Source organism: Sedimenticola hydrogenitrophicus (genome assembly GCF_025175675.1).
Lineage (GTDB): Bacteria > Pseudomonadota > Gammaproteobacteria > Chromatiales > Chromatiaceae > Sedimenticola > Sedimenticola hydrogenitrophicus.
This window is the reverse complement of the sequence record NZ_JANIOA010000023.1, coordinates 23,523-49,339: the sequence shown is the minus strand read 5'-3', so window position 1 is coordinate 49,339 and position 25,817 is coordinate 23,523. Positions and strand designations below refer to the sequence as shown.

Genomic DNA, 25,817 nt, shown 5'->3' with positions numbered 1-25,817 from the left:
GGAGCGACGAGGCACCCACCCACCCACGGGTCGAGCAACCCGGTACCTGATTACCCAGCTGGCTCATGCCGTAGGTTGGGGTGAGGCACGAACCCCAACATCAGTCGCGTAGGGTGGGCGCCTGTCAAGCACCCCTGGCCGGGCGCCATCCAGGCTACAAACTCTATTGGCAGTCTGGAGTGGTCGGTTTCATGTGCTACGCTCTGGAACATCGGCGGCAATGTCGGCGGTAAGGAGAGGGACCCTAAGGAGGAGAATATGGTGAATATGCAGGAAGTGCGCCGGGTGGCAAAGGATCTGGGGCTAAAGACCGGGGGCATCAGTAAAATGAAAATCATCCATTCCATACAGCGGCGGGAGGGCAACTTCGACTGTTTCGCCTCGGCGGTGACGGGGGAGTGCGATCAGTCGATGTGCCGCTGGCGTGAGGATTGCTTCTCCGCCGCAAAAAAGCTGCACAGCTAGCCTATCGCCCCGCGCCGGTCGCCCAGTGCCAGGTGGTAAAGATCCAGGTAGTGCCTGGCACTGCTGCGCCAGGAGTAGTCATTACCCATGGCGGTGAGCTGCAGCTGACGCCAGGTATCGGTCTGCCACAGCCCAAGTGCCCGGCGCAGGGTGGCCAGGAGGTCATCGGCAGTCTGGCTGGGGACGACAAAACCGTTGGCGGTGCCGATTTTAATGTTTTCCGCATCCGCATCGACCACGGTATCCGCCAGACCGCCGACATTGCTTACCAGTGGCAGGGTGCCGTAACGCAGGCTGTAGATCTGGTTCAGCCCACAGGGCTCGAATGATGAGGGCATCAGGAACAGGTCACCGGCGGCCTCCAGGCGGTGCGACAGCGGTTCGTTATAGCCGATAATGACCTTGAGCTGGTCGGGGTGGCGGTTTGCCCAGTGGCTGAGCTGGAGTTCGTAATGGGTGTCGCCGGTACCGACAATGACCAGTTGCACCGGCAACGCCAGCAGATCGGCCATGCCCTGCAGAATGATCTCCAGGCCCTTTTGTTCCACCAGCCGGCTGATCATGCCGATCAGCGGAATGTCGGAGTCGACCGGCAGGCCCAGTTGCTGCTGCAACAGGGTCTTGTTGATGCTTTTTTGTTCCAGATTCTCCGTGCCGTAGGGCGCCTTGAGATACTTGTCGTGCTTCGGGTCCCAGACCCGGCTGTCGATGCCATTCAGGATGCCGGACAGCCGGTGGCGGCGATGCTGCAGCAGACCTTCCAGGCCACAGCCGAATTCCGCCTGCAGGATCTCGCGGGCGTAGGTCGGGCTGACGGTGTTGACGCGGTCGGCGAAGGCCAGCCCGCCCTTGATGAACGAGAGCTGGTCGTAGAACTCCAGTCCGTCGGGGTGCCAGAGACTCGCCGGCAGGTCCAGGTCGAGGAAGGTCTGATGATCAAACAGCCCCTGGTACGCCAGATTGTGTATGGTGAACAGGGTGGCCGGCCTGCGGGAGTGCAGCTGCAACAGCGCCGGGGCCAGTCCGGACTGCCAGTCGTTGCCATGCACGATGTCGGGCCGCCAGTTCAGGTTGAGTCGGTTCAGGGCGATATCCACGGCCACCAGGCAGAAGATGGCGAAGCGCAGGGCATTGTCATGCCAGGGCTCGCCGTTGCCGTTGATGTAGGGGCCACCGGGGCGGTCGAACGCCGCCGGACAGTGCACCAGCCAGAGGGAGAGACCGTTCTCCGGTAACCGGGTTTCGAGCAGTTTGACCTCCTGGTTATAGTACCGGGTGCTGGCCAGCAGGCTCGGCTGCTTGACCTTGCGCATCACCTCCGGGTAAGCGGGCAGCAGGACCCGCATCTCCTGGCCCAGTCGGGTAAGGGCCGGCGGCAGGCTCCCGGCGACGTCGGCGAGGCCACCGGTCTTGATCAACGGAAACAGCTCGCTGGTCAGGTACAGGATTTTGTTCATGTTGTTGTGACGAGCATCAGGCCGGCCAGAGGTGGCAGGTCCAGGCTTAACGACGCCGGCCGGCCCATCCAGGGCGTCTCTTCGGCCATCACCACTTCGCCGCTGCCGGCGTTGCTGCCGGCATAATGGAGCGAGTCGGAGTTGAACAGTACCCGGTAGGCGCCGGCGAGCGGGGTGCCGATGCGGTATCCGGTGCGGATCACCGGGGTGAAATTGAGCACCACCAGCACATGCTCATCACCGGCCCTGCGCAGATAGGAGAGCACCGACTGATCCGAGTCGTGGCAGTCGATCCACTCGAATCCCTCATGATCGAAGTCGTAGCGGTGCAGTGCCGGTAGGCTCCGGTAGAGCCGGTTCAGGTCGCTGACCAGTTGTCGGACCCCCTGGTGCAGGGGGTATTGCAGCACATACCAGTCCAGGGTCGTGTCGTGGTCCCACTCGTCTCCCTGGGCGAATTCACACCCCATGAACAGCAGCTTTTTCCCCGGATAGGAGAACATGTAGGTATAGAGCAGGCGCAGGTTAGCGAAGCGCTGCCATTCGTCCCCCGGCATCTTGTTCAGCAGCGAGCTTTTGCCGTGCACCACCTCGTCGTGTGAAAACGGCAGGATGAAGTTCTCGGTGAAAATGTAGAGCAGCCCAAAGGTGAGCTGGTCATGGCTATAGCGGCGGTAGATCGGGTTCTGCTGCATATAGTTCAGGGTGTCGTGCATCCAGCCCATGTTCCACTTCATACCGAACCCCAGCCCGCCGAGGTGGACCGGCCGGGTCACCTGCGGCCAGGCGGTGGACTCCTCGGCGATCATCAGCGCGCCCGGAAAGCGCTCGTGAACGACGCTGTTCAGTTCCCGGAGAAAGGCGATCGCCTCCAGGTTCTCGTTACCCCCATGGGTGTTCGGTAGCCAGTCACCCTCCTGGCGTGAATAGTCGAGATAGAGCATGGAGGCGACGGCGTCCACACGCAGGCCGTCGATGTGGTACTCCTCGAGCCAGTAGAGTGCGCTGGCGAGGAGGAAGTTTTTCACCTCGTTGCGGCCGTAGTTGTAGATCAGGGTGCCCCAGTCGCGGTGCTCGCCGCGGCGCGGGTCCTCGTGTTCATAGAGCGCGGAGCCGTCGAAGCGGGCCAGGCCATGCTCATCTTTGGGGAAGTGCGCCGGCACCCAGTCCAGCAGTACGCCGATCCCATGGCTGTGGCAGTAGTCGACAAAGTAGCGGAACTCATCGGCCTCGCCGAAACGACTGGTTGGCGCATAATAGCCGGTGGTTTGGTAACCCCAGGAGGCATCCAGCGGGTGTTCGGTGATCGGCAGCAGCTGGATATGGGTAAAGCCGGTCTCCGCGAGATAGGCCACCAGCCGGTGTGCCAGTTCCCGATAGCTGAGGAAGCGCCCCTCCGCGTTGCGTTGCCAGGAGCCGAGGTGACACTCATAGACCGACAGCGGTTCATACAGCCACGCCCGGTCGGCCCTGGCTGCCATCCAGGCGTCGTCCTGCCACGGGTGGGGGGGCGGTTGCGTGGCCAGCGAGGCGGTGCGCGGGCGCAGTTCCATCTGCTGTGAATAGGGATCGGTTTTGGTCAGGATGGCCCCGGAATCGCGGTTACGGATTTCGTACTTATAGAGCGTACCCTGGGGCAGGCCGGGTATGAACAGTTCCCAGACCCCGCTGGGGCCACGGGAGCACATGGGATGGCGGCGGCCGTCCCAGTGATTGAAGTCACCGATCACGCTGACCCGCTCGGCGTTGGGTGCCCAGGTGGCGAAGTGGATGCCGTCTATGCCATCAATGCACCTGAAGTGGGCACCGAGGATATTGTAGATATGGAAGTGCCTCCCTTCGGAGAACAGGTGCAGGTCGTAATCGGAAATCTGCGGGGGAAAGCTGTAAGGGTCGTGAAAGCGGCTGATATGCTGCTGGGTGTCCAGGCGCCGCACCCTGTAGTGCCGGGGGAGTGCCTGAAGATCCCCGGTATAGATAAAAAAGTCGCTATCGCCGACTCGCGGCAGGGTGTGCTCCGGCTGCTCCTGGGAAGGTTCCGGGGAGGCCTCCAGGGAGAGTTCCAGGGTATCGGGCGAATAGAGCAGCAGCGGGCTGTCCGGAGGATGTTTCTGTGTGCCCAGTATGGCGCAGGGGTTATAATGCGCCGCCTTGGCAATCAGTTCGAGATCCTGCCTGACCGTAGCGAGATAGCTCTGTGCCCGACTGTCCAGTTTTTTGGTGGCCGGTTCATCGGTGGACGGCGTCATCACGTTGCCTTCTTGTAACGGTAGTTGTTCACTGTTAATTCCGTAACTATAAATATTATCTATGTAAAACAATTCTACTGCATAAACCGGCGGTTTGTCGGCGGAACATCATGGCAGGGCAATTTTGACTGGATAATTTACATTTTATAACTACGCTTTAGGAGGTGTGACGTGGGCGAAGGTCGAGGGCTGGAACAGCAAGGGAACCGCAGACGTTTCCTCGGGGATCCGCAGGCTGAAATACACCCTAGCCGGTTATCAATTCAATCCGGGTAATCCACAAGGTCGGAGGATCAACCACGCCACTGATGGTCAATTTTCAGATAAACATACGCTGACTGGAACAGGGAAAGAAAGTCGATGAGGTATAAAAATTCACCCCGCTTTATCAGTTACCTGACCCGCAATACCCTGGCCCTGATATTGGCCGGCGGGCGGGGGGTACGCCTGAAGCATCTCACGAAATGGCGCGCCAAGCCGGCGGTGCCGTTTGCCGGCAAGTTCCGGATAATTGATTTTTCATTGTCCAATTGCGTCAACTCGGGCATACGCCGCATCGGGGTGTTGACCCAGTATAAATCCCACTCGTTAAACCTGCACATTCAGCGAGGATGGGGGCATTTTCGCGGCGAGTTGCGTGAGTTTGTCGAATTGCTGCCCGCGCAACAGCGAATTGAGGAGGCCTGGTACTCGGGTACCGCGGACTCGGTCTATCAGAACCTGGATATCATTCGCACCCACTCCCCCGATCATGTGCTGATTCTCGCCGGTGATCACGTCTATAAAATGGATTACGGCACCATGCTGGCCAGGCACGTGGACTTTAACGCCGATGTCACCGTGGGCTGTATCGAGGTGCCGGTGGATAAGGCGTCGGCCTTCGGGGTCATGGCCGTGGATGAGGATATGTGCGTCACTAAATTCCTTGAGAAACCGGAATTTCCCGAGTCCATGCCCGGCAAGGAGGGTTATGCCCTGTGCTCGATGGGTATCTACATCTTCAATACCGGCTTTTTGTATGAGCAGCTGATCCGTGATGCCGACGATCCCAAGTCCAGCCATGACTTCGGCAAGGATATCCTGCCCAGCATCATCGGCCGCTACCGCGTCTGCGCCTATCCGTTCACCGACTCGGACAACCGTGTCCAGGCCTACTGGCGTGACGTGGGGACGGTGGATGCGTTCTGGGAATCCAACCTGGAGCTGACCGACGTCACCCCGGAGCTGAATCTGTATGATGAAGATTGGCCGATCTGGACCCTCCAGGAGCAGTTACCGCCGGCCAAGTTCATCTTTGATGAGGAGAACCGTCGCGGCACGGCCATCGATTCCATGATCTCCGGGGGGTGCATTCTCTCGGGGGCCACGGTCAGGCGGTCGCTGCTGTTCTCTAATGTCAGCGTCAACGATTACTCGGAAGTGGAGTCCTCCGTGGTGCTGCCGGATGTCACCATCGGCAAGCACTGCCGTATTCGCCGGGCGGTCATCGACCGGGGGTGCGAGATCCCTGACGGGACGGTGATTGGGGAGGACCTCGAGAAGGATCAGGAAAAATATTACGTGTCACCGAACGGGGTGGTCCTGGTGATACCGGAAATGCTGGGTCAGTCGCTTCATCATGTCCGCTAAAGATTCACAACCTACGCAACTGAACGTTATCCTCTACTGGCACATGCATCAGCCGGATTACCGTGATCTGAGAAACGGCGAGTATCAGCAGCCGTGGACCTATCTGCACACCATCAAGGATTATGTCGACATGGTGGCGCATCTGGAAAATAACCGGTCGGCCCGCGCGGTGGTCAATTTCGCCCCCATACTGCTGGAACAGATCGAAGACTATGCCAGCCAGTTGGAGCATTATCTGCATCACGGAAAGTCGCTCCGCGACCCCTTGCTGGCGGCGCTGATCGACCCGGTCCTTCACCTTGATACCCATCGACAAATGAAACTGGTCAACTCCTGCCTGCGCGCCAACCGGCAGCGGTTGATCGAGCGCTACCCGCAGTTCAAGACCTTGGCGGATATGGCGCTGAGCGCGATAAAGGCCCCGGAAAAACTCGCCTATTACTCGGAGCAATATTTCATCGATCTCCTGGTCTGGTATCACCTGGCCTGGCTGGGGGAGTCCGTGCGCAGGAACGACAGCCGGGTGAAACCGCTGATGAACCGTGCCTGCAATTACACCATACACGACCGACACCTGTTGATTGAGCTGATCCATGAACTGCTCAACGGGGTGATTGACCGCTACCGGCGTCTGGCCGAGAGCGGACGCATCGAGTTGTCGGTGACACCCTATGCCCACCCGATGATGCCCCTGCTGATGGATCTGAAGTGTGCCGAGGAGTCCCAGCCGGATATCCAACTCCCGTTGTCGCCGGTTTATCCGGGTGGGGCGGAACGGTGTCGCTGGCACATGGAGCAGGGGTTGGCGGTGTTCAAAAAGCATTTTGGTTTTGCACCGGCCGGTTGCTGGCCCTCCGAGGGCGGTATCAGTGGCGAATCTATCGAGCTGGTGGATGATCTCGGGCTGAAGTGGCTGGCCAGCGGAGAGACGGTCCTGCGGAACTCCCTCAACAAGTCACGGCAGGAGCAGCCGCCCTGCATCCAGGATGTCTATTATTACCGGGACAGTCGGATTGCCTGTTTTTTCCGCGATGACGGCCTTTCCGATCTGATCGGCTTCAAGTATTCCGACTGGCATGCGGACGATGCCGTGGCCAACCTGGTGCATCACCTGGAAACCATCGCCCGGCACTGCGCCGACCGGACTGCGCCGGTGGTATCCATCATTATGGATGGGGAGAATGCCTGGGAGCACTATCCGGAAAATGGCTATTATTTTCTATCCGCGCTGTATGAAAAACTGGGCAGCCATAAAGGGCTCAGGCTGACCACCTACAGCGAATACCTGCAGCGGGAGCAGACCAGCAAGGCGAGGCTGGAGCGGGTCGTGGCGGGCAGTTGGGTCTATGGGACCTTCTCCACCTGGATCGGGGAGAAGAGCAAGAATCGCGCCTGGGACATGCTCGTGGAAGCAAAGAAGACCTATGACAAGGTGGTCAGCGCCGGCACCTTGGATGCGGAGCGTTACCGCGCCGCCACCCTGCAGTTGGCCACCTGTGAAAGCTCGGACTGGTTCTGGTGGCTGGGTGAATACAACTCGGCGGAAGCCGTGTCGATGTTTGACGAACTCTTCCGGCTGCACCTGAGCAACCTTTACCAGTTGCTGGAAGTGGAATCCCCGGACTACCTGACCCGGGCCTTCTCCGTGGGTACCGGGAGACCCGCCATGGGAGGTGCGATGCGGCCGGGTAGACAGGAGTGACCGGACCCTTCTCCGGCGAGCAGGCGGCGATGGATAAGTCACGTTGCGCGGGCATCCTGCTACATCCGACCTCCCTGCCGGGGCCGCTCGCCGGTGGTGATATCGGCCATGAGGCGTATCGCTTCATCGAATTCCTGCACGCCTGCGGCATCAAGGTATGGCAGATGTTGCCGCTTTGTCCGACGCATGAGGATAAGTCACCCTACCAGTGTTTTTCGGCGCATGCCGGAAACCCGGATCTGATCAGCCTCGACTGGCTGGTTGATCGCGGCTGGCTCGACCTCGGTGACATCCATCTGCCGCTAACGGATGAACAGTACCGTTCACGCTGCCTGATACAGGCGCATGTCCGCTTTGTCCGGGCTTCGGGGGGCGTCTGGACGGATCGGCTGAGCGAGTTCCGGCGGCGGAATCAATCCTGGCTGGATGACTTTGCGCTGTTTGTCGTGCTCAAAAACAGCCAGGGAGGGAAGCCCTGGTACCAGTGGCCGCCGGCGTTGCGTCGGCGTAATCCGGAGTCGCTGGCACAGGCCGCCGGCAAACTGGCGGAAGCGATCGATCAGGTGGTATTCGAACAGTTCATCTTTTTTACCCAGTGGCATGAAATACGCGAATATGCGGCGCGCCACGATGTCAGGATATTTGGTGACATGCCGATATTCGTCGCCCTTGACAGCGCGGATGTCTGGGCGCAACGGGACAATTTTCAGGTGGATGAGGACGGCGGCATGGCGTTTGTCTCCGGCGTGCCGCCCGATGCCTTCTCCCCCACCGGACAGAAGTGGGGCAATCCCCTGTATGACTGGGAATGGATGCGACGCGACGGCTTCGGCTGGTGGAAGGATCGCCTGGACACCCTGTTGCAGCTGTTTGACCTGATCCGGGTGGATCACTTCCGCGGCCTCGATGCCTGCTGGGAGATCCCGGCACGGGACGAAACCGCCATCAACGGCCACTGGCGTGATGTGCCCGGCGCGGCGCTGCTGACGGAGCTGCATGACTACTATCCCGCGCTGCCGCTGGTAGCCGAAGACCTGGGGGTGATCACCGATCGGGTGAACGCGCTGAAGGATGCCTTCGGCCTGCCGGGGATGAAGGTGCTGCAGTTCGCCTTCGACGGCAATAGCGCCAATCCCCATCTGCCGCACCGGCATCGTCCGGGCGATGTGGTGTATACCGGAACCCATGACAATGACACGACCTTTGGTTGGGTTCAGGAGGAAGAGCAGTACAACAGTGATTTTTTTTCAGCCTACAGCGGTTGTCTAAGCGACGCGCCGAAGGAGCGGACGCTGGCCATGCTGCGCATGGCGCTCTCCTCGGTCTCCTTCCTCTGCGTGTTGCCCATGCAGGATGTCCTGTTGCTCGACTCCCGTGCGCGGATGAATATGCCGGGAACCATCTGCGGCAACTGGAGATGGCGCTTCTCCTGGCAGCAGGTCACGCCGGAGTTGACGGAACAGCTCACCCGTTTCATAGCCCTGTACCAGAGGTGAAGACATGCCCAGTGTGCCGAAAGGATGCAATGAGGAGCTGTTCGAGGTCGAGAATCTGCCCTCCGACAGCGAGGCCATTGCCGGTGATTTTCAACGTTATCTGACCCAGCATCTCGGTCGCTTTATCGGCTGCGTGCCATTCTACGAATACGAGGCGTTGGCCCTTACCATCCGCGACCGGGTCATGACCGACTGGCGCAATACCTGGCGGCGCTATGATGAGCCGGGGGTGAGGCGGGCCTATTATTTGTCGCTCGAGTTCCTGATCGGACGGTCGCTGGGCAACCATATTCTCAATCTCGGACTGGATAGTGAAACCGCGGAGGCGATGCACCGGTTGGCCCTGGATCTCGAAGAGATCAAGTCGGAGGAGGTGGACGCCGGGCTGGGCAATGGCGGGCTGGGGCGCTTGGCCGCCTGCTTCATGGACAGTTGTGCCTGCCTGCAGTTGCCGGTCATCGGCTATGGCATCCGCTACCAGTACGGCATGTTCAGGCAGGAGATCGAGAACGGATTCCAGGTGGAGGAGCCGGATCACTGGTTGCGCGATGGCAACCCCTGGGAACTTGAACGCCCCGAGTTCAAGAGCCTGATCCGCTTCGGCGGCCGGGTGGAGGGTGTCACCGACAGTCAGGGAAAGCGGCGCAGCGCCTGGGTGGATACCACCGATGTGCTGGCGATTCCGTATGATGTCCCGATCTCCGGCCATAAAAACCACACCATCAATACCCTGCGCCTGTGGTCGGCCAGTGCCACCAGCGACTTCAATCTGGACGATTTCAATGCGGGCAGCTATGCCGAAGCGTTGGAGGCGAAGACCAATGCCGAGCATATCACCATGGTGCTGTATCCCAATGACGTGAGTGAAAACGGCAAGGAACTGCGCCTGAAACAGCAGTATTTCCTCGCCTCGGCCAGCCTCCAGGATGTACTGCGGATGTGGGAGCTCTCCGAGGGGCCGGATTATAAACACTTCCGGGAGCGGAATGTCTTCCATCTCAACGACACCCACCCCACCATCGCGGTCGCCGAACTGATGCGGCTGCTGATGGATGAAAAGGGGCTGGGCTGGGATCAGGCGTGGGAGATCACCAGCCACTGCATGGCCTACACCAATCACACCCTGCTGCCCGAGGCGCTGGAGAAGTGGCCGGTGGCGCTGTTCGAGAGCCTGCTGCCGCGTCTGTTGCAGATCATATTCGAGATCAACGCCCGGTTTCTGCGCTTGGTCGCCATGAAGTGGCCCGGACAAACGCAGCGTCAGCAGCGGATGTCCATTATTGAAGAGGGGGATACCCAACAGGTGCGCATGGCCTATCTCGCCATTGTCGGCAGTTTCTCGGTGAATGGGGTGGCCGCCCTGCATTCCCGCCTGCTGACCGGTGGCCTGTTCCGGGATTTCTACGAACTGTGGCCGGAGAAATTCAATAACAAGACCAATGGGGTGACGCCGCGGCGCTGGGTGGCCTATGCCAATCCCGGGATGAGTGCGTTGATCACCGAGAAGATCGGTCCCGACTGGGTGCATGACTACGCCAGGATCGCCGCGATCGGCGAGTATGCGGAAGATGCCGACTTCAGGCAGCGCTGGCATGAGGTAAAGCAGGCCAACAAGCAGCGCCTGGCGGATATGGTGAGGCACTACTGCCAGGTTGATTTCGACACCGAGGCGCTGTTTGACGTACAGGTGAAGCGGATCCATGAATACAAGCGCCAGCTGTTGAACGTGCTGCACGCGATTCACCTGTATGACCGGATCAAGCGCGGCGATATCGGGCACTGGACCCGGCGCTGTATCCTCATCGGCGGCAAGGCGGCTCCCGGTTACCGGATGGCCAAGAACATCATCAAGCTGATCAACAATGTGGCGGAGGTGGTGAACAACGACCCGCAGGTGAATGGTCTGCTCAAGCTGGCATTCATCCCCAATTATGGTGTTTCAAAAATGGAGGTGATCTGTCCTGGAACGGATCTCTCCGAACAGATCTCGACCGCCGGCAAGGAGGCGTCGGGCACCGGCAACATGAAGTTCATGATGAATGGCGCCATCACCATCGGCACCTACGACGGGGCCAATATCGAGATCATGGAGGCAGTGGGGGAGGACAACTATTTCCTCTTCGGCCTGAATGCCGAAGAGGTCGACAGGGCAGGTGCCAACTATGACCCCGCCCGGCTGATCGGGCAGGATGAGGATCTGGGGCGGGTGATGCACCTGCTGCGCTGCGGCCACTTCAGCACCTTCGAGTCGAATATCTTTGACGAGGTGGTCGGTTCCCTGGAGAACCCGCAGGATCCCTGGCTGACCCTGGCGGATTTCAGGAGTTATATCGATGCCCAGGAGCAGGTGTCACGGGCCTATCAGGAGCGTAATCGCTGGGTGGGTATGAGTATTTCCAATACCGCCTGCAGCGGCGGTTTTTCAACCGACAGGACCATCAGTGAATACAATGAAGGGATCTGGAAACTGCAGGCCAGACCCCTGGATCAACCGGCCCGTTAAAAAAACAGCCTGTAGGATGGGTGGAGGCGCGGCACCCCTGTTGACGGCTGTTCACGGTGGTCGGGCGCGCCGTAACCCATCTGCGGATGCGGATGCGGGTGCGCGATGGGTTGCGCGCCGGAGCGGGAGTTGGCGGAGCGTTCATTGGGGCGCTCCACCCATCCTACGTCCTGGTTGAACAAACCCCGAGGTGAACCGTCCCGTTAAAAAAACAGCAACAAGGGGGATTTGTCTGGGCTGAGAGGGAAGAGGTGCATATGTCAGATCTAACCGAAACGGAAGTATGGTTGGCACTCAAGCGTCACTATGCGGAGGTCCGCCGGCAACACATGCGCGATATGTTCGACAGCGACCGGCAGCGGTTCGACCGCTTTTCGCTGCGGCTCAACGACATCCTTTATGACTACTCGAAGAATCATATAACGGCCGAGACTCTCGGGCTGTTGCTGAAGCTGGCGGAGGAGGCGCAACTGCCGCGCTGGATCGAACGGCTGTTCAGCGGCGATGCCATTAATCACACCGAGCACCGGGCGGTCCTGCATACCGCGTTAAGGGCCAGGGCGGAGGATAAGATCGTCCTGGACGGGGTCGATGTGGTCAGCCAGATCCGCAATGAGCGGCAGCGCGTCAACCGGCTGGCGGAGGCGATCCGCACCCGCGACTGGCGCGGCGTGACCAACCAGCCGATCACCGACGTGGTGAATATCGGCATCGGCGGTTCGCATCTGGGGCCGCTGATGGTCACCGAGGCGTTGCGTCCCTACACGCTCCACGATCTGGATGTGCATTTCGTCTCCAACGTGGATGAAAATCACATCAATGACGCGCTGGAATTTCTCAATCCGGAGACCACCTTCTTCATCATCTCGTCCAAGACCTTCACCACCCAGGACACCATGGTCAACGCCGAAACGGCCCGCCAGTGGTTCATCCACCAAGTCGGATCGGACGAGCAGATCCAACGCCATTTCGCGGCGGTCACCTCCAATGCCACGCTGGCCCGGGAGTTCGGTATTGCCGAGGAGAATATCTTCAGCATCTGGGACTGGGTCGGCGGACGCTACTCGCTCTGGTCCGCCATCGGCCTGGCGATCGTCATCGCCATCGGCTCCCGGCAGTTCGACCTGCTATTGGAAGGCGCACGCGATGTGGATGTGCACTTCCGGGAGAGCCCGTTGGAGCGGAACATCCCGGTCATCATGGCCATGCTCGGGGTCTGGTACAATAATTTCTTCAATGCCCAGAGCATGGCGATCCTCCCCTATGACCAGCACTTGCACTGTTTTCCCACCTATCTGCAGCAGGCGGACATGGAGAGCAACGGCAAGTGCGTGGACCGCTCCGGCCAGGCGGTGGACTACTCCACCGGCCCGGTGCTGTTCGGCGAGATCGGCATCGCCGCGCAACACGCCTTCTTCCAGTTGCTGCATCAGGGAACCAAGCTGGTCCCGGCCGATATACTGGCCCCCATCTATACCGTCCGTTGCATCCAGCGCCATCACCGGGCGCTGATGTCCAATGTGTTCGCCCAGACCGAGGCGCTGATGCGCGGCAAGACGGCCGCGGAGGCGCGCCGGGAGATGGGCGAGAAAGGGCTGGATCCGGCGGAGATCGAGCGGCTGTTGCCCTATCGGGTGTTTCCCGGCAACCGACCGACCAGCACCCTGCTGTTCAAGACCCTCGACCCGAAGACCCTGGGCTCGCTCATCGTCCTGTATGAGCACAAGATATTCGTCCAGGGGGTGATCTGGAATATCAACTCCTTCGATCAATGGGGGGTGGAGCTGGGCAAGCAGCTGGCATCGACCATTCGCCAGGAACTGAATGACGCGCAGGAGGTTACCAGTCATGACTGTTCCACCAACGGCCTGATCAACTACTACAAGCGGCATCGGCCGGTGAACAAACCGCCGACCTGACGAGCATGGAATGAGAATACTGGCTGGTGATATCGGTGGCACCCACGCGCGTCTGATCTATGTGGATGACGATCCGCAGCGTCCGATCAGACGCATCGAGCGCTATGCCTGCGCCCGCTACAGCGGACTGATTCCGGTAATCGAGGAGTTCCTCGCGCAGCAGGGCCTCGCCAAGGTCTTCGACGCCGTCTGCCTGGCCGTCGCCGGTCCGGTGTTCGACGGCCGGGCTTCCATCACCAACCTGCCGTGGGAGATATCCACCGGCGCGTTGGCCGCCCTGCTGAACGCCCGCTCGGTGTTCCTGATCAACGACCTGGCCGCCGTGGCCCATGCCGTGCCCGGGCTGCCCCCGGAGTCGCTGGTGGTACTGCAACAGGGTACCGCCGGTGCCCCGCTGAATGCGGCGGTGGTGGGGGTCGGTACCGGTCTCGGGGCCGCGCACCTGGTCTGGTGCGACGACCGCTACCTGGCCTTCAGCAGCGAAGCGGGGCACGCCGGATTCGCCCCGGCCACGGCCGAGCAGGAGCGCCTGCTCGCCTGGCTGCATCAGCAGCATGTCCACGTGAGTGTCGAGATGCTGCTCTCCGGGCGCGGCATCTTCACTCTCTACCGTTTCTACCGCGACGTCCTGGGGGAGCCCGAATCAGACCGGCTGCGGGAGCAGATGGCGGGTTTGGAGGACCCGGCGCCGCTGATCAGCCGGCACGCCCTGGCCGCCGATGACCCGCTCTGTTGCCGGGCCCTGGCCAGCTTTGTCGAGATCCTCGGGGCGGTGGTGGGGGATGTGGCGCTGCACTACTTTCCGCTCAATGCCATCTACCTGGCCGGCGGCGTGGTGACGGTACTGCAGCCGCTGCTGGGGGACCCGCGCTTTCTCCGGGCCCTGTGCAACAAGGGGCCCATGCAGCACTATCTGGAGCAGCTGACGGTGGCGCTGGTCAACTCCGGCACCGCCGGCCTCGACGGGGCCGTGGCCTATGCCCGCCAGCAGGGCGGCCACGAGTGAAACACCACCTATAGGGCGGGGCGGGCCCACCGACCCCTGGGAGTTGTTGTCCACGTGGATGCTGAAAACGTAGGATGGGTGGAGGGGGAACGACGTAACCCATCAAGCAGACAGGCAGACCTTGCACCCCATGCGCGGCGGATGTCGATGGGAAAGGGCAGGCACGGGGGCCTGCCCCTACGAACGGGTTCGTCCACCCGGTGTTCATCGGCCCGTAGATGGTAGAGTGGGCACGTTTTTTGTGCCCACGCGGATGCTCAGGTACCGGCGATCAGCTCATCGATGCTGTGCAGCATCGCCGCCGCCTGCTCATCCTCCGTGGCGATCTGTTTCTGCTCGGCCAGCATCTCGCGCAGGATCTCCGCGGTGGTCAGGGGATTGGCCAGCACCACCCGGAACACGGTGATGGTGTCAAGGTCGTACTGCAGCGGTGAGAGCCGGGTGCGGGAGACGAAGCTCTTGCCGGCGGCACGCTGGCTTTTCTGGATCTGTTTGGTCAGGGCATTGAGTTGCCGGTTGATCTCGGTACGCCGCTCCGCCGGGGCGTTGCGTAGCGCCGCCTGTACCCAGGCCGGCACATAGCGGTAAGTGAGCAGGTTCAGCTCCGGGCGGGTGACCAGTTCAAAATCGGCATCGTCCTCGATCATGGTGGCGAACGTCCGGGCGATGTCGATCCCCTTGTCGATCAGCAGCCCGTAGCCCTTGCGGCCGATGATATTGAGCGCCGAGTGCACCAGCATGGCGGTACCGGGACGCGACCCCTCCAGGGTATGGCTACCCAGATCCTTGGAGCCCTTGCGCAGGATGTACTCGGCATGGTGTTCGATACTGGTGAGCGAGCAGGGGTTCTTGAACAGCACCATGCCGGCCCCCATCGGCACATAGAGCTGCTTGTGGGCGTCTATGGTTACCGAGTCGGCCCGCTCGATCCCCTTGAGCAGCGACTTGTGCGCCTCCGAGAACAGGGTGGGGCCTCCCCAGGCGGCGTCGACATGGAAATGGCAACCCTCCTGCCCGGCGATATCCGCCAACCGCTCCAGCGGGTCCACGTTGCCAGTTTCGGTGGTGCCGGCGATGCCCACCAGGCTGAGTATCCGGATGCGCTGTTGCCGGAGGTGGTCGCAGGTCTCCAGCAGCCGGTCGATATCGATGCGGTTGTCCCGGTCGGTGGGGATGGCGATGATGGCGTCCCGGCCGATCCCCAGCAGATCCGCCGCCTTGCCGAAGGAGTAGTGGCCGCGTTGCGAGATCAGTACCGCCACCCCTTCACACTGGTAGTGTTTGAGCGCCTTGTAGAAGCCCTCCCGGGCGATCCCGCGGAAACCCTCGGTGGCCGGGAACAGCTTGTTGCGCGCCACCCAGAGCGCGGTGATGTTGGCCAGGGTGCCGCCGGAGCAGAAGGCCCCCAGGGCGCTGTCGCGGTCGTGCATCCAGCGCTGGTAATAGGCATCGTCGTTGCTGTAGATCAGGGCGTGCAGCATGCCCAGCACCTGCCGCTCCAGCGGGGTGAACGCCTTGGAGGTCTCGATCTTGACCAGATTCTGGTTCAGTGCCGTCATGATGCGCGACAGCGGCAGCATGAAGCTGGGCAGCGCGGAGGTCATGTGGCCGACGAAACCGGGGGCGGCGGTATGCACCGACTGGGCCACCAGGGTGTCCAGCAGGAACTCGGTATAGTCGGAGACGAAGCTGGGCTGTTCGGGGATTCGCGGCGAGGAGAAGTCCTGCTCGATGACCGCCAGATCCTGTTCCGTGGCCACGATGCGATCACGCAGAAAGCCGGTCAGGTTCTGGGAGATCTCCTGGTCGATCTTGCCCAGCGTGGAGTCGGGTGATTCCGGTACGGTGAAGATCCGGTAAAGGTTATGGAGATTGGCGACCGCGTGTTTATGGTCACTCGCTTTGCCTGGGGTCATCATCGCTATTGGAACACTCTGCTGATTGCCAGGGGATGAATGTAGAGCCTGATTCGCCCCCTGTCGAGTATTTTTTGCTGCTACGCATCATTGGTCAGGTCCGCTAGATGCCGACCATCCCTATGTTTAGACTGAGAAAATATGGAATTGGTATCGGTTGAAATGATTGGGTATTCTCCAGGCCCCGGATCAGCCATTGCGTGAGCGGAAGTCGTCGACCGGCGAGGCATCCCGCCGTTGCTTTCAGCCAGCAGCGGTTGCGGCCGGGAGTACAGAAAACCCTGGATGATGTCGACCCCGGCCCAGCGCACGAAGTCGGACTGGGTCTGGCGCTCGATCCCCTCGGCCACCACCAGGCTGCCGCTGGAGGCCGCCAGATCGACCACTTCGCGATAGAAGTTGGCCGCCCAGATCCGCTCCGGCACGTCCCGGATCAGCCCCAGATCGAGCTTGATGATATCGAATCCCCCTCCTGCAGACGCCCGAGATTGGAGTAGCCGGCGCCGAAGTCGTCCATGGCCACGAGAAAGCCGTGGCGGCGCAGGGTGTGCGCCCGCTCCAGGATCAGGCTGCTGTCCAGCGCGTCCTCGGCCACCTCCAGCACCAGGCGTTGACGCTGGGCGGTTGGCAGCGCTAGCAGGGTGGCTTCCAGGAGTGTCTCGAACAGCCGCTCATCCTCAAGCAGCTCACCGGCCAGGTTGAACCAGAGCGAGCCGTCGAGCTGCCACTGGGCGTCCACGGCCATGACCTGCCGGATCTGCCGCGCGGTCAGTTCCAGCAGGCGTTGCGGCGCCGTCTTCAGTAGGGAAAACAGGCGCTGCGGCGCTACCGGCTCGCCGCTCTCGGCACAGTGGGCCCGGGTCAGGATCTCCCGCCCATACAGGCCGTTCAGGGCGCCGGCCACCAGTCCCTGCTGGTGCCAGGTGAGTACCAGGTTGTGCCCGCCCAGGCGCAGATTCATGTGCATGTTCGACCCTCGCGGAACTGTTGGTAATCCCGGTCCTCGGCCCGCAGTCGGGCACGGATCTCGTCCATCAGGCGGGTGATCGCGTGCTGTTGTTCGGTGCTGAGGGTCAGGCTCGGGTGGCTCAGTTTCTCGCGCTGCAGGAAGTCGGCGGTCGCCATGACGGCGCGCCGCAGGCTCTCGTAGCCGTCGCGCAGGGCCTGCAGTTTCGCGCCTCCGGAGCCCGACACCTCGCGCACCGCCGGATCGAGAAAACAGGCCTCCAGTTCCAGATGCATCAACACCGCGCGGCTCAGGCGCCGGAGCCGCGCCTCGATGCGATGCAGGTGGCAGAGCGGCTGCGCCAGCAGCGTGGCCACCTGTTCGATCTCCGTCTGGATATCCTGATGATGCCGCAGCAGTACCTGCGACCATGCCGCCAGGTGCTCGGGGCCGGTGAGCGAGGCGGTCAGATGTTTGCAGACCAGGGGACGTTCCATAGCTGCCCCCCTTAGCCCTTGGCCACCAGATCGAGCAGCAGCCGCTCGACGATCAGGTATTGCGCCTCCATCAGGCCGATCTGCTCCTTGGCGCCTGCGCGCTCGCCCTGGTCGGTCAGCGCCACGGCGCGCTCGGCATGCCGGTGGACCCGGTCGTGGGGCTCCTCCAGGGCCAGGAACAGGCGGTCGCCGCGGAACCGCTGGCGGATCTCATCGGCGTAGTACCACTTGCCGATGCCGCACTCCCGCGAGGAGGGGATGTCGGTGAGGCGCTCTCCGGCGGGATTGCTGACATAGCTGATGATGTCGTTGCGCAGGAAGGTCTCGTCGATCATCGCCAGCTCCAGCTTGGAGCGCCAGTTGGCGCTCTCCAGGTCCGCCTGGGTGGCGCTGATCCGCTGCAGCTGGGCACCCAGGTCATCCAGGGTGCTGACGGTACCCTGGGCGATGTTATCCACATTGGCCGACAGGGTGCGATTGATCTCCCCCAGTTCGGTGGAGGTGCTGGCCAGCCCCTTGAGGAAGCCGTCGGCCTCCTTCGCCGAGGCCCCGGTGGTGGCGGAGAGGGTGCGCACCTCGCCGGCGACAATAGTGAAGCCGCGGCCGTGATCGCCCGCCCGTGCCGCCTCGATGGCGGCGTTCAGGGAGAGCAGGTTGGTCTGTTCGGCGATCTTGCTGATATTGCCGACGATGGCGGAGATCTGGCGGATCTCGCTGAACAGGCCCTCGAAGGTGGAGAGCTGCTGGCCCTGCAGCCGGGTCAGGCCGGTCAGCTCGCTGGCGAGCTGTTCAATGCGCTCGCGGGCACCGTGGGAGACCACCACCGCCTGGCCGATGGCAGAGCTGCTTTTTAGCAGGTTCTCGTCCAGCCATTCGAAGGATTTGCGCATCCGGCGCATGCGCAGCGACAGCGACAGCAGCTCCGCCTCGTAGTGGGCCCGGGCCTCCCGCTCCGCCTGCAGGGCGTCTTGCCGCTGCTCGGCCAGGCGCTGCTGTTCAGCGGCCTGGTGACGGCTGGTTGCCAGCTCGTCGCGCAGCTGCTGCAGTTCATATTCCATCAGTTGGGCGGGCGACGGGGTGTTTCCGTTTCCGGTCACCCGGGAGAGCAGGGGCGCGAATAGACTCATGGATCACTCCTCATCAATGGCAGCGTGGTTGATGGGGTTATCCTAATTTAATAGGTATATTAAATGCAACTTATAAATCCGGCTTTCCCCCGCTACGATCGGACAAGTCCGACAGGCTCCTAGCGACTGTAACTGAGGATCTGGCCGCGAAACGGCTGGGCCAGATAGTCCGGATTTTCCGGCGGCTCCTGGCTGTGGGTGTAGCCCCGATTTACCATGTGTTTGCTGAAGCGGGCGTGATTGCCGCGTCCCGGATCGACCAGCACCACCTCGCAATGGGGCTTGGCATGCTGATCGATGAAACCGGACAATAACTCGGCATGGGAGCGCTCATACAGCAGGTCACTGCCGATGAGCAGATCGAATTCGCCCAGGTCGCTGGCCTCGTCTTCCCAGGCGGTGCGCACGAAGGGGATCGCGTTGCCCGCGTTCAGCTGCACATTTTTTGCCAGGAACTTCCCCGCTTCCGGGTGATAGTCGGTGGCGGTGATATCCGCCAGCCGGTGGTTCAGTACCAGGCTGGCCAGGGCAATGCCACAACCCACTTCAAGAATCCGCTTACCGCCAATTCGGTAATCGAGCATGTGGTGGGCAAGCACCTCACTGGAGTCCCAGACCACGCCGAACAGCGGCCACAGGGCGGAAGAGATGCCCAACTGCTCCGCTGCACCGTCCTTATCGTGAAACTGCTGGCGGTCGCGCAGGGTGCGCAGATGGATGTCCAGATCGCCAAACTCTATGGTCTGGTAGCGTACGCGCATCGAAGTCATGAATAATCGCCAGGTTCGGGTTAAAACGCACGATTAACCTGGGCTATTCGACGCATGAGGGGCCTGCACTGTACAGGTATTCCCCCGATTTGGCTAAATTAACGGTGAATTGATGGCGCGTCCGTGTCACAGCGATTCGAAATAGTCGATCATCCGTCGGCGCTGCGCCTCGTCGGGCAGCCGGCCGCGGCCGGCCAGCATGTTGTCCTGCATGTGCTTCACCTTGCTGGTGGCCGGTATGGCACAGGTGACCGTGGGATGGGAGACGGCGAACTTGAGAAAGAACTGTCCCCAGCTGGCACAGTCAAATTCCGCGGCCCAGGGCGGCAGCGGTCGGCCCTTGACCCGACGGAACAGGCTGCCGCGCTGAAACGGCCGATTGGCAATCACCGCGATCCCCCGTTCCTGGGCAATGGGCAGCAACCGTGACTCCGCCTCGCGGTTGCCCAGGCTGTAGGTCAGTTGCACAAAATCAAAGGCGTGGTGCTGCAGAATATCCTGCAGCGCATCGTGATAGCGACCGTGCGATGTGGTGATGCCGAGATAACGGATCGTCCCCTCGGCCTTCATCTGTTGCAGGGTCTGCAGGTGGGTTTCCCAGTCCACCAGGTTATGGATCTGCATCAGATCGAAGCGCGGGATGCCCCACGCCTGCCGGGACGCCTCCATCTGCCGAATGCCGCTCTCCCGGCCGTCGATCCACACCTTGGTGGCGGCAAACAGATTCCTCTCCCCGGTCACCCCGGGGAGCAGCCGGCCGATCACTTGCTGGGCCGAACCGTACATGGGCGAGGAGTCGATCATGCCGCCCCCCATGTCGAAGAAGTGCTGGGTCACCGCCTGCAGCTGCGCAAGCAGGGCGCTGTCGCCGGCGGCCTCGAAGGTGCGGGAGGTACCCATGCCGATCACCGGCAACAGCTCGCCACTGGAGGGGATCGCCTTGCGTAGCGTCTCTGGCTGTGCCACCGCTCCAGCGGGCAGGATCATGCTAGCGGCGAGGGTACCCGCGGTCTGGATAAACCGCCGTCGATTCATCGGGGACAGATGGCGCATACACTACACCTCTTCCATACGTGGCCGGGCGGCGGCCAGCTTTACCTGCTGCCGGCCCAGGCCAAAGGCGATCCAGGCCCAGAGCAGGGCCAGCGGCACCGCGACCAGGGCGACCCCGGTGAGGCTCATGCCCAGGCTGCGCATGCCGGCGTAGACCCAGGCGCTCAGCGCATCGCCGCTTCGATAAACCACGGTATCGATCAGATTCTTCGCCTTGTACTTCTCCTCCCGGGTCAATACAACATATAGCATTTCGCGGGCCGGGCGCATGATGGCGTAATTGCCGGCGCGCCGGATGATCTGCACCAGCAGCAGCACCAGCAGCACTGGCGCCAGGCCGAGCAGGGCGAAACCGGCGGCGAGCAACAGCGGAACCAGGGACAGTACCACGGCCAGGCCGAACCATTTGATCAGCCGACTGGTGAGGAACAGCTGCAGCATCAGAGTCAGGCCGTTGACCGCCAGGTCGATGGCGGCAAACACGGCGGTGCGCTGGGCCGAGTCGCCGAAGGCATCACGCACGATCTGCGCCTGCATCAGGTAGAGAAAGGTTGCCAGGGTAGTGAACAGCAGCATCAGCAGGCAGATGCCCAGCAGGTAAGGGGAGCGAACAACCAGGGTGATACCGGCCCAGATGCTACCACCCAGCAGTGGGTCATCCGCGGCGGCTGTGGTGGTTCCGTCATCAGCCGTGCGGTCATCCGCCGGATGGGCCTCCGACCAGGCCGACAGCCGGGCGATGCAGATGATGGCCCAGGACAGCAGCAGTGCCGAGACCAGCAGCAGGTTCCTGGCGCCCAGTGGTTGCACCAGCAGCGTGGTCAGGGCGGGGCCGGCCAGCGCGCCCACGGTACCACCGGCGGCAATGAAACCGAACAGTCGGCGTGCCTGGCGATTGCTGTAGATATCCGCCATGAAACTCCAGAACACGGAGACCACGAACAGATTGAATACGCTGGCCCAGATAAAAAAGGCGCGCGCCACGGCGGGCGAGGCCCGCTGTTCATCCATCAGCAGATAAAACAGCAGCATCACCAGAATGAAAAAGCCGTAGACGTAGGGGAGAAAGCGGCGCCGGGGAAACCGCGAGCTGACCCAACCGAACAGCGGGACCGCCGCGCCCATGGCGATGAGGGTGCCGGTGAACAGCCACTGCAGGTTCTCCACCCCACCCAGTATGCCCATCTCATCGCGCATCGGCCGGACGATGTAGTAAGCGCACAACAGCGCGAAGAAGTAGCTGAACGACCACAGCAGCGCCGTCACTTCGGCTGGCTCAACCTGTACCGACTTCAGCAACAGACCGTGAATGCGTGATTGTTTTTGGTAAATCGCCAATGCTTCGTGCACCTTTAGAAGTGTAATCAAGACAACTATAACCCGTACCTGGCGGCAGCCGATATTTTAACCCCCTGGGGCGGTTTGCGTGGCGCGTTTTGCCGCACGCGGGACGGCATTCCGACCCTGTTCGGGCCTGGCGTTCGGGGTGAAACGGGTGCGGAGGCTTCCGCTTCCGGTTGAATCCGCTATATTTGTAGCTGATACCGCCGCGCTCTATTCCGGTTATTTGTACCGTATTTGGGGATGGATTGTTTTGGGAGAAGGCAATGGTTGAGATAGGAGATCTTATTTCTGGCGGACCGTCGGATCAGTGGTCCGATAGCGGCGGGAACCCGGAACAGCGGCCCGCGCCTCCCCCCATCCTGCGCGATCTGGCCGCGGAGGCGGACGTGCGCTTCAACGGCAACCGGCCGTGGGATATCCAGGTGTTCCACCCGTCGGTCTACCGACGCATCCTGATGCAGGGATCGCTGGGATTCGGTGAGGCCTTTGTCGATGGCCTGTGGACCGCGCAGCGGCTGGACGAAACCATCAGCCGGTTGTTGTCACGGAATGTGGAACAGCGGGTGAATCGACGCGCCCGGTTGCACTGGGCCTCCGCGTTGCTGAAGAATCTCCTGTTCAACCGCCAGTCGCGACGGCGCGCCTTCCAGGTCGGCGAGCGGCACTATGACATCGGCAACGACGTCTATACCGCCATGCTTGATCCAACCATGAGTTATAGCTGCGGCTACTGGGCGCGGGCGGAGAATCTGCAACAGGCGCAAATCGCCAAGCTGGATCTGATCTGCCATAAACTCAATTTGCGACCCGGCCTGCGTCTGCTGGACATCGGCTGCGGCTGGGGCGGCCTGGCGCGGCATGCCGCCGAGCACTACGGGGTCATGGTGGACGGGATCACGGTCTCCCGTGAGCAACTGATGCTGGCCCGGGAGCGCTGTCGCGGCCTGCCGGTACGCCTGGAACTGATGGATTACCGGGACCTCAAGGGGAGCTACGACCGGGTGGTGTCGGTCGGCATGTTCGAGCATGTCGGGCCGAAAAACTACGCGGTCTTTTTCGACACCGTCGACCGTGTGCTCAAGGAGCAGGGCATCTTCCTGCTGCACACCATCGGCGAACATGCGGACACGGCCGCTACCGATCCCTGGATCGACAAGTACATCTTCCCGAATGGAAAAATTCCCTCCCCGGGACGCCTCGCGGCGGCCTTTCAACCGCACTTTATCCTCGAGGACTGGCACAGTTTCGGCCGCGACTACGATCTCACCCTGATGGCCTGGTGGCACAGGTTCGACGCTGCCTGGCCGTCATTGCAGGCGCGCTATGACGAGTCGTTTTACCGCATGTGGAAATATTATCTGCACAGCTGCGCCGGCTTCTTCCGCTCGCGCCAGGGTCAGCTGTGGCAGCTGGTGTTGACCAAGCGGCGACGCACCGCGGTCTATCGCTCGTTGCGCTGAGGATTTGATCCGGGTAGCAAGGGCCGCTTGGTTGTACAGTTTTGTAGGGTGGATAAGCGACAGCGCATCCACCGCAGCAATGGTGGATGCGCCTACCGGCTTATCCACCCTACAAAAGTACTTTATAAAATTGAAGTGTAACTACTCACCCCGTGAGTAGTTACATTGAAGTAATACTACAGCGCCACCAGCTTGTGCTCGATGGCGTAGCGGGCCAGTCCGGCGGCGGTGTGGATATCCAGCTTGCCCTTGATGTTCTGGCGGTGGGTCTCGACGGTCCTCACCGAGATATTCAGGCTGCGGGCAATATCCTTGTTGCACTGACCTTCGGCGATCAGCCTGAGCACGGTCTCCTCGCGGCGGGTCAATACCGGCTCGTGCCCGCCCGGTCTGCCATGGAAATTGTTGAACAGGCTCTGGGAGGCGCCAGCACTGAAGTAGGTGCTGCCCTGGTGGACCGCCTCGATCGCCTTGATCAATTCGTCGGATGAGACATCCTTGAGCACATAGCCGTTGGCCCCATCGTGCATCAGCTTGACGATGTACTCCTGATCGTCGTGCATGCTCAGGATCAGGACCCGGACCTCCGGCAGTTCCGCCTTGAAGCGGCGGGTGGCTTCCAGCCCGTCCATTACCGGCATGGTGATGTCCATCAGCACCACGTCGGGGCACAGTTCGTGGGCCCGTGCTATCGCCTCCCGGCCGTTGCCGGCCTGGCCCACCACCTCGATGTGCGGCTCTTCCTGCAGGCGCGAGCTGATGCCGTCCCGCACCAGGGGGTGGTCGTCCACCAGCAATACGCGTATCGGTGTGTGCTCGTTCATTGGCCAGGTACCATCACGGATCAGGGTTCATCGGGCAGCCGGGCCTTGAGGCGGGTGCCTTCGCCGGTCCGGCTCATGAGGCTGAACTCGCCACCCAGCAGTTCGATACGTTCACGCATATTACGCAGGCCGATGCCTTCGTCAAAGTGATTCGTCTGGGGGTCGAAACCACAGCCGTCGTCGCGAATGTCCAGGGTGACATTGCCGCCGCGCTGTTGCAGCCTCAGTTGCACCTTGCACAGGCCGGCGTGGCGCTCGATATTGGTCAGCGCCTCCTGCACCACCCGGTAGAGGGTGATTTCGATATCCTCCGGCAATCGCTCATCCGCCAGTTCCAGCGCGAGATCGGTCATGATGCCGGTGCGCTCGCTGAAATGGCCGGTCAGGCTCTCCAGCGCCACCCCCAGGCCCATATCGTCCAGCAACCGGGGGCGCAGGTCATGGGAGATGCGCCGTACTTCCTGGATGGCGTCATTGAGCACGCCGGCACCGCTCTTCAGGTCCTCCAGGGCCGTGGCGTGACCCTTCTGGAGCTTGCTGATGGCCGATTCGATGCGGAATTTCACCGACACCATCAACTGATTGATGCCGTCATGCAGTTCCCGGGCAAAGCGCCGCCGTTCATTCACCTGGAAGCGAACCGAGCGGTGGACCAGTTCGCGTAACCGGATATCGGCCAGCCGGCTCTCGTGCAGATTGATGGCGATGCCGATCAGGGTGATGATGATGACGGTGCCGACGATCACCATCAGCATGGTGAAAAAGGTGTTGCGAATATTGATATTGACCTGGGCCCGGATCTTCTCCACCTCGCTGGCGATATCGTCGATATAGAGCCCGGTGCCGAGCATCCAGTTCCAGCCGGGGACCTGGACGGCGTAGCTGAGCTTCTCCTCCTCCCGGCCGGATGAGGGCTTGTTCCACAGGTAACGGTGGAAGCCGCCGCCCTCGGCGGCGATGCGCAGGAGGTTGCGGATTACGTAGTCGCCGTTGCTGTCCCGCAGGTCGTAGAGATTGCGTCCGACGATCTCGTTCAGGATCGGGTGTACCAGATTGATCCCGTTACGGTCATAGACGAAGAAATAACCATCCTCGCCGTAGGTCAGTTCATTCAGAATCCGTTTTACCCCGTCGCGGGCCGTCTGCTCGTCGAGGTTCTGATCGCGGATGATATGGTCGATGGAGGTGAGGGCCAGGCTGACGTAGTTCTTCAGCTCGCGCTTTTTCGACGCCAGCAGATTCTCCTCGAAGGTGTGGATCTCCTCCTCCGACAGGGTGTGGGCCTGATTCACATTGATCAGGGTGATCAGGCTGGCCACCAGCAGTAGGGGGAGTATGGCCAGCAGCAATATTTTGGTTTTCAGGGACATAAAAGACTACGCAGTGTGATACGGCCCTATCCTGACAAAAAAAGCCGCCCATGTAACGCCCGCGGGGGAAAAATACGCAGTAAT

At 61.4% G+C, this 25,817-nt stretch carries 20 protein-coding genes; 8 read left to right on the top strand and 12 right to left on the bottom strand.

The features are described from left to right. Positions 1–258: 258 nt before the first annotated feature. On the top strand, positions 259–465 hold the full coding sequence (locus tag NPX02_RS13330; RefSeq protein ID WP_260294209.1) for an SAP domain-containing protein: 207 nt from the start codon (positions 259–261) through the stop codon (positions 463–465). Here the strand turns inward: NPX02_RS13330 and glgA are convergent. Together glgA and glgB are read right to left on the bottom strand one after the other, a co-directional pair. After that, a complete protein-coding gene (glgA, locus tag NPX02_RS13325) occupies positions 462–1,922 on the bottom strand; it encodes a glycogen synthase GlgA (RefSeq protein ID WP_260294207.1) in 1,461 nt (486 codons plus the stop codon). The genes NPX02_RS13330 and glgA overlap by 4 nt on opposite strands. Then, entirely contained in the window at positions 1,919–4,171 is a 2,253-nt protein-coding gene (gene glgB / locus NPX02_RS13320) for a 1,4-alpha-glucan branching protein GlgB (protein WP_260294205.1), read from the bottom strand. Before glgB ends, glgA begins: the two co-directional genes overlap by 4 nt. A gap of 360 nt (positions 4,172–4,531) precedes the next feature. Between glgB and glgC the strand changes: the two genes are divergently transcribed. From glgC to NPX02_RS13290, 6 genes are all read left to right on the top strand, one after another. Continuing rightward, positions 4,532–5,800: a glucose-1-phosphate adenylyltransferase gene (gene glgC / locus NPX02_RS13315; protein WP_260294204.1), complete on the top strand. Its 1,269-nt coding sequence runs from the start codon at positions 4,532–4,534 to the stop codon at positions 5,798–5,800. Beyond that, positions 5,790–7,502: a glycoside hydrolase family 57 protein gene (locus NPX02_RS13310; protein ID WP_260294203.1), complete on the top strand. Its 1,713-nt coding sequence runs from the start codon at positions 5,790–5,792 to the stop codon at positions 7,500–7,502. The genes glgC and NPX02_RS13310 overlap by 11 nt, the downstream gene beginning before the upstream one ends. Next, complete coding sequence (malQ, locus tag NPX02_RS13305) at positions 7,499–8,998, top strand: 4-alpha-glucanotransferase (protein WP_335342564.1); 1,500 nt, start codon at positions 7,499–7,501, stop codon at positions 8,996–8,998. Before NPX02_RS13310 ends, malQ begins: the two co-directional genes overlap by 4 nt. A gap of 4 nt (positions 8,999–9,002) precedes the next feature. Then, complete coding sequence (locus NPX02_RS13300; protein ID WP_260294202.1) at positions 9,003–11,501, top strand: glycogen/starch/alpha-glucan phosphorylase; 2,499 nt, start codon at positions 9,003–9,005, stop codon at positions 11,499–11,501. 257 nt (positions 11,502–11,758) lie between these two features. Next, positions 11,759–13,420: a glucose-6-phosphate isomerase gene (gene pgi, locus NPX02_RS13295; protein ID WP_260294200.1), complete on the top strand. Its 1,662-nt coding sequence runs from the start codon at positions 11,759–11,761 to the stop codon at positions 13,418–13,420. A gap of 10 nt (positions 13,421–13,430) precedes the next feature. Further along, complete coding sequence (locus tag NPX02_RS13290) at positions 13,431–14,426, top strand: glucokinase (protein ID WP_260294198.1); 996 nt, start codon at positions 13,431–13,433, stop codon at positions 14,424–14,426. A gap of 257 nt (positions 14,427–14,683) precedes the next feature. Here the strand turns inward: NPX02_RS13290 and panP are convergent, their stop codons facing one another. From panP to NPX02_RS13250, 8 genes are all read right to left on the bottom strand, one after another. Further along, on the bottom strand, positions 14,684–16,345 hold the full coding sequence (panP, locus tag NPX02_RS13285) for a pyridoxal-dependent aspartate 1-decarboxylase PanP (protein ID WP_260294196.1): 1,662 nt from the start codon (positions 16,343–16,345) through the stop codon (positions 14,684–14,686). Between the two features lie 77 nt (positions 16,346–16,422). Then, the gene (locus tag NPX02_RS13280; RefSeq protein WP_260294193.1) at positions 16,423–16,767 is read right to left on the bottom strand and encodes an EAL domain-containing protein; all 345 of its coding nucleotides are present in this window, start codon (positions 16,765–16,767) and stop codon (positions 16,423–16,425) included. 8 nt (positions 16,768–16,775) lie between these two features. Beyond that, on the bottom strand, positions 16,776–17,309 hold the full coding sequence (locus NPX02_RS13275) for an EAL domain-containing protein (RefSeq protein ID WP_260294191.1): 534 nt from the start codon (positions 17,307–17,309) through the stop codon (positions 16,776–16,778). After that, positions 17,300–17,785 (bottom strand): hypothetical protein, encoded by a 486-nt coding sequence (locus tag NPX02_RS13270; protein WP_260294189.1) that lies wholly within the window; start codon positions 17,783–17,785, stop codon positions 17,300–17,302. The genes NPX02_RS13275 and NPX02_RS13270 overlap by 10 nt, the downstream gene beginning before the upstream one ends. 11 nt (positions 17,786–17,796) lie before the next feature. Next, complete coding sequence (locus NPX02_RS13265; protein WP_260294187.1) at positions 17,797–18,912, bottom strand: methyl-accepting chemotaxis protein; 1,116 nt, start codon at positions 18,910–18,912, stop codon at positions 17,797–17,799. 119 nt (positions 18,913–19,031) lie between these two features. After that, positions 19,032–19,682, bottom strand: a complete 651-nt coding sequence (locus tag NPX02_RS13260; RefSeq protein ID WP_260294185.1) for a class I SAM-dependent methyltransferase — start codon at positions 19,680–19,682, stop codon at positions 19,032–19,034. A gap of 126 nt (positions 19,683–19,808) precedes the next feature. After that, positions 19,809–20,735, bottom strand: coding sequence for an aldo/keto reductase (locus NPX02_RS13255; RefSeq protein WP_260294183.1), 927 nt, complete (start codon positions 20,733–20,735; stop codon positions 19,809–19,811). Positions 20,736–20,738: 3 nt separating this feature from the next. Continuing rightward, on the bottom strand, positions 20,739–22,073 hold the full coding sequence (locus NPX02_RS13250) for an NTP/NDP exchange transporter (protein WP_260294181.1): 1,335 nt from the start codon (positions 22,071–22,073) through the stop codon (positions 20,739–20,741). Positions 22,074–22,342: 269 nt separating this feature from the next. Between NPX02_RS13250 and cfa the strand changes: the two genes are divergently transcribed. Then, positions 22,343–23,539, top strand: coding sequence for a cyclopropane fatty acyl phospholipid synthase (cfa, locus tag NPX02_RS13245; RefSeq protein ID WP_260294179.1), 1,197 nt, complete (start codon positions 22,343–22,345; stop codon positions 23,537–23,539). A 176-nt stretch (positions 23,540–23,715) separates the two neighbouring features. Here the strand turns inward: cfa and NPX02_RS13240 are convergent, their stop codons facing one another. After that, on the bottom strand, positions 23,716–24,363 hold the full coding sequence (locus NPX02_RS13240; protein WP_260294177.1) for a response regulator: 648 nt from the start codon (positions 24,361–24,363) through the stop codon (positions 23,716–23,718). 20 nt (positions 24,364–24,383) lie between these two features. Beyond that, a complete protein-coding gene (locus NPX02_RS13235; RefSeq protein ID WP_260294176.1) occupies positions 24,384–25,733 on the bottom strand; it encodes a cache domain-containing protein in 1,350 nt (449 codons plus the stop codon). Between the last annotated feature and the right edge of the window lie 84 nt (positions 25,734–25,817).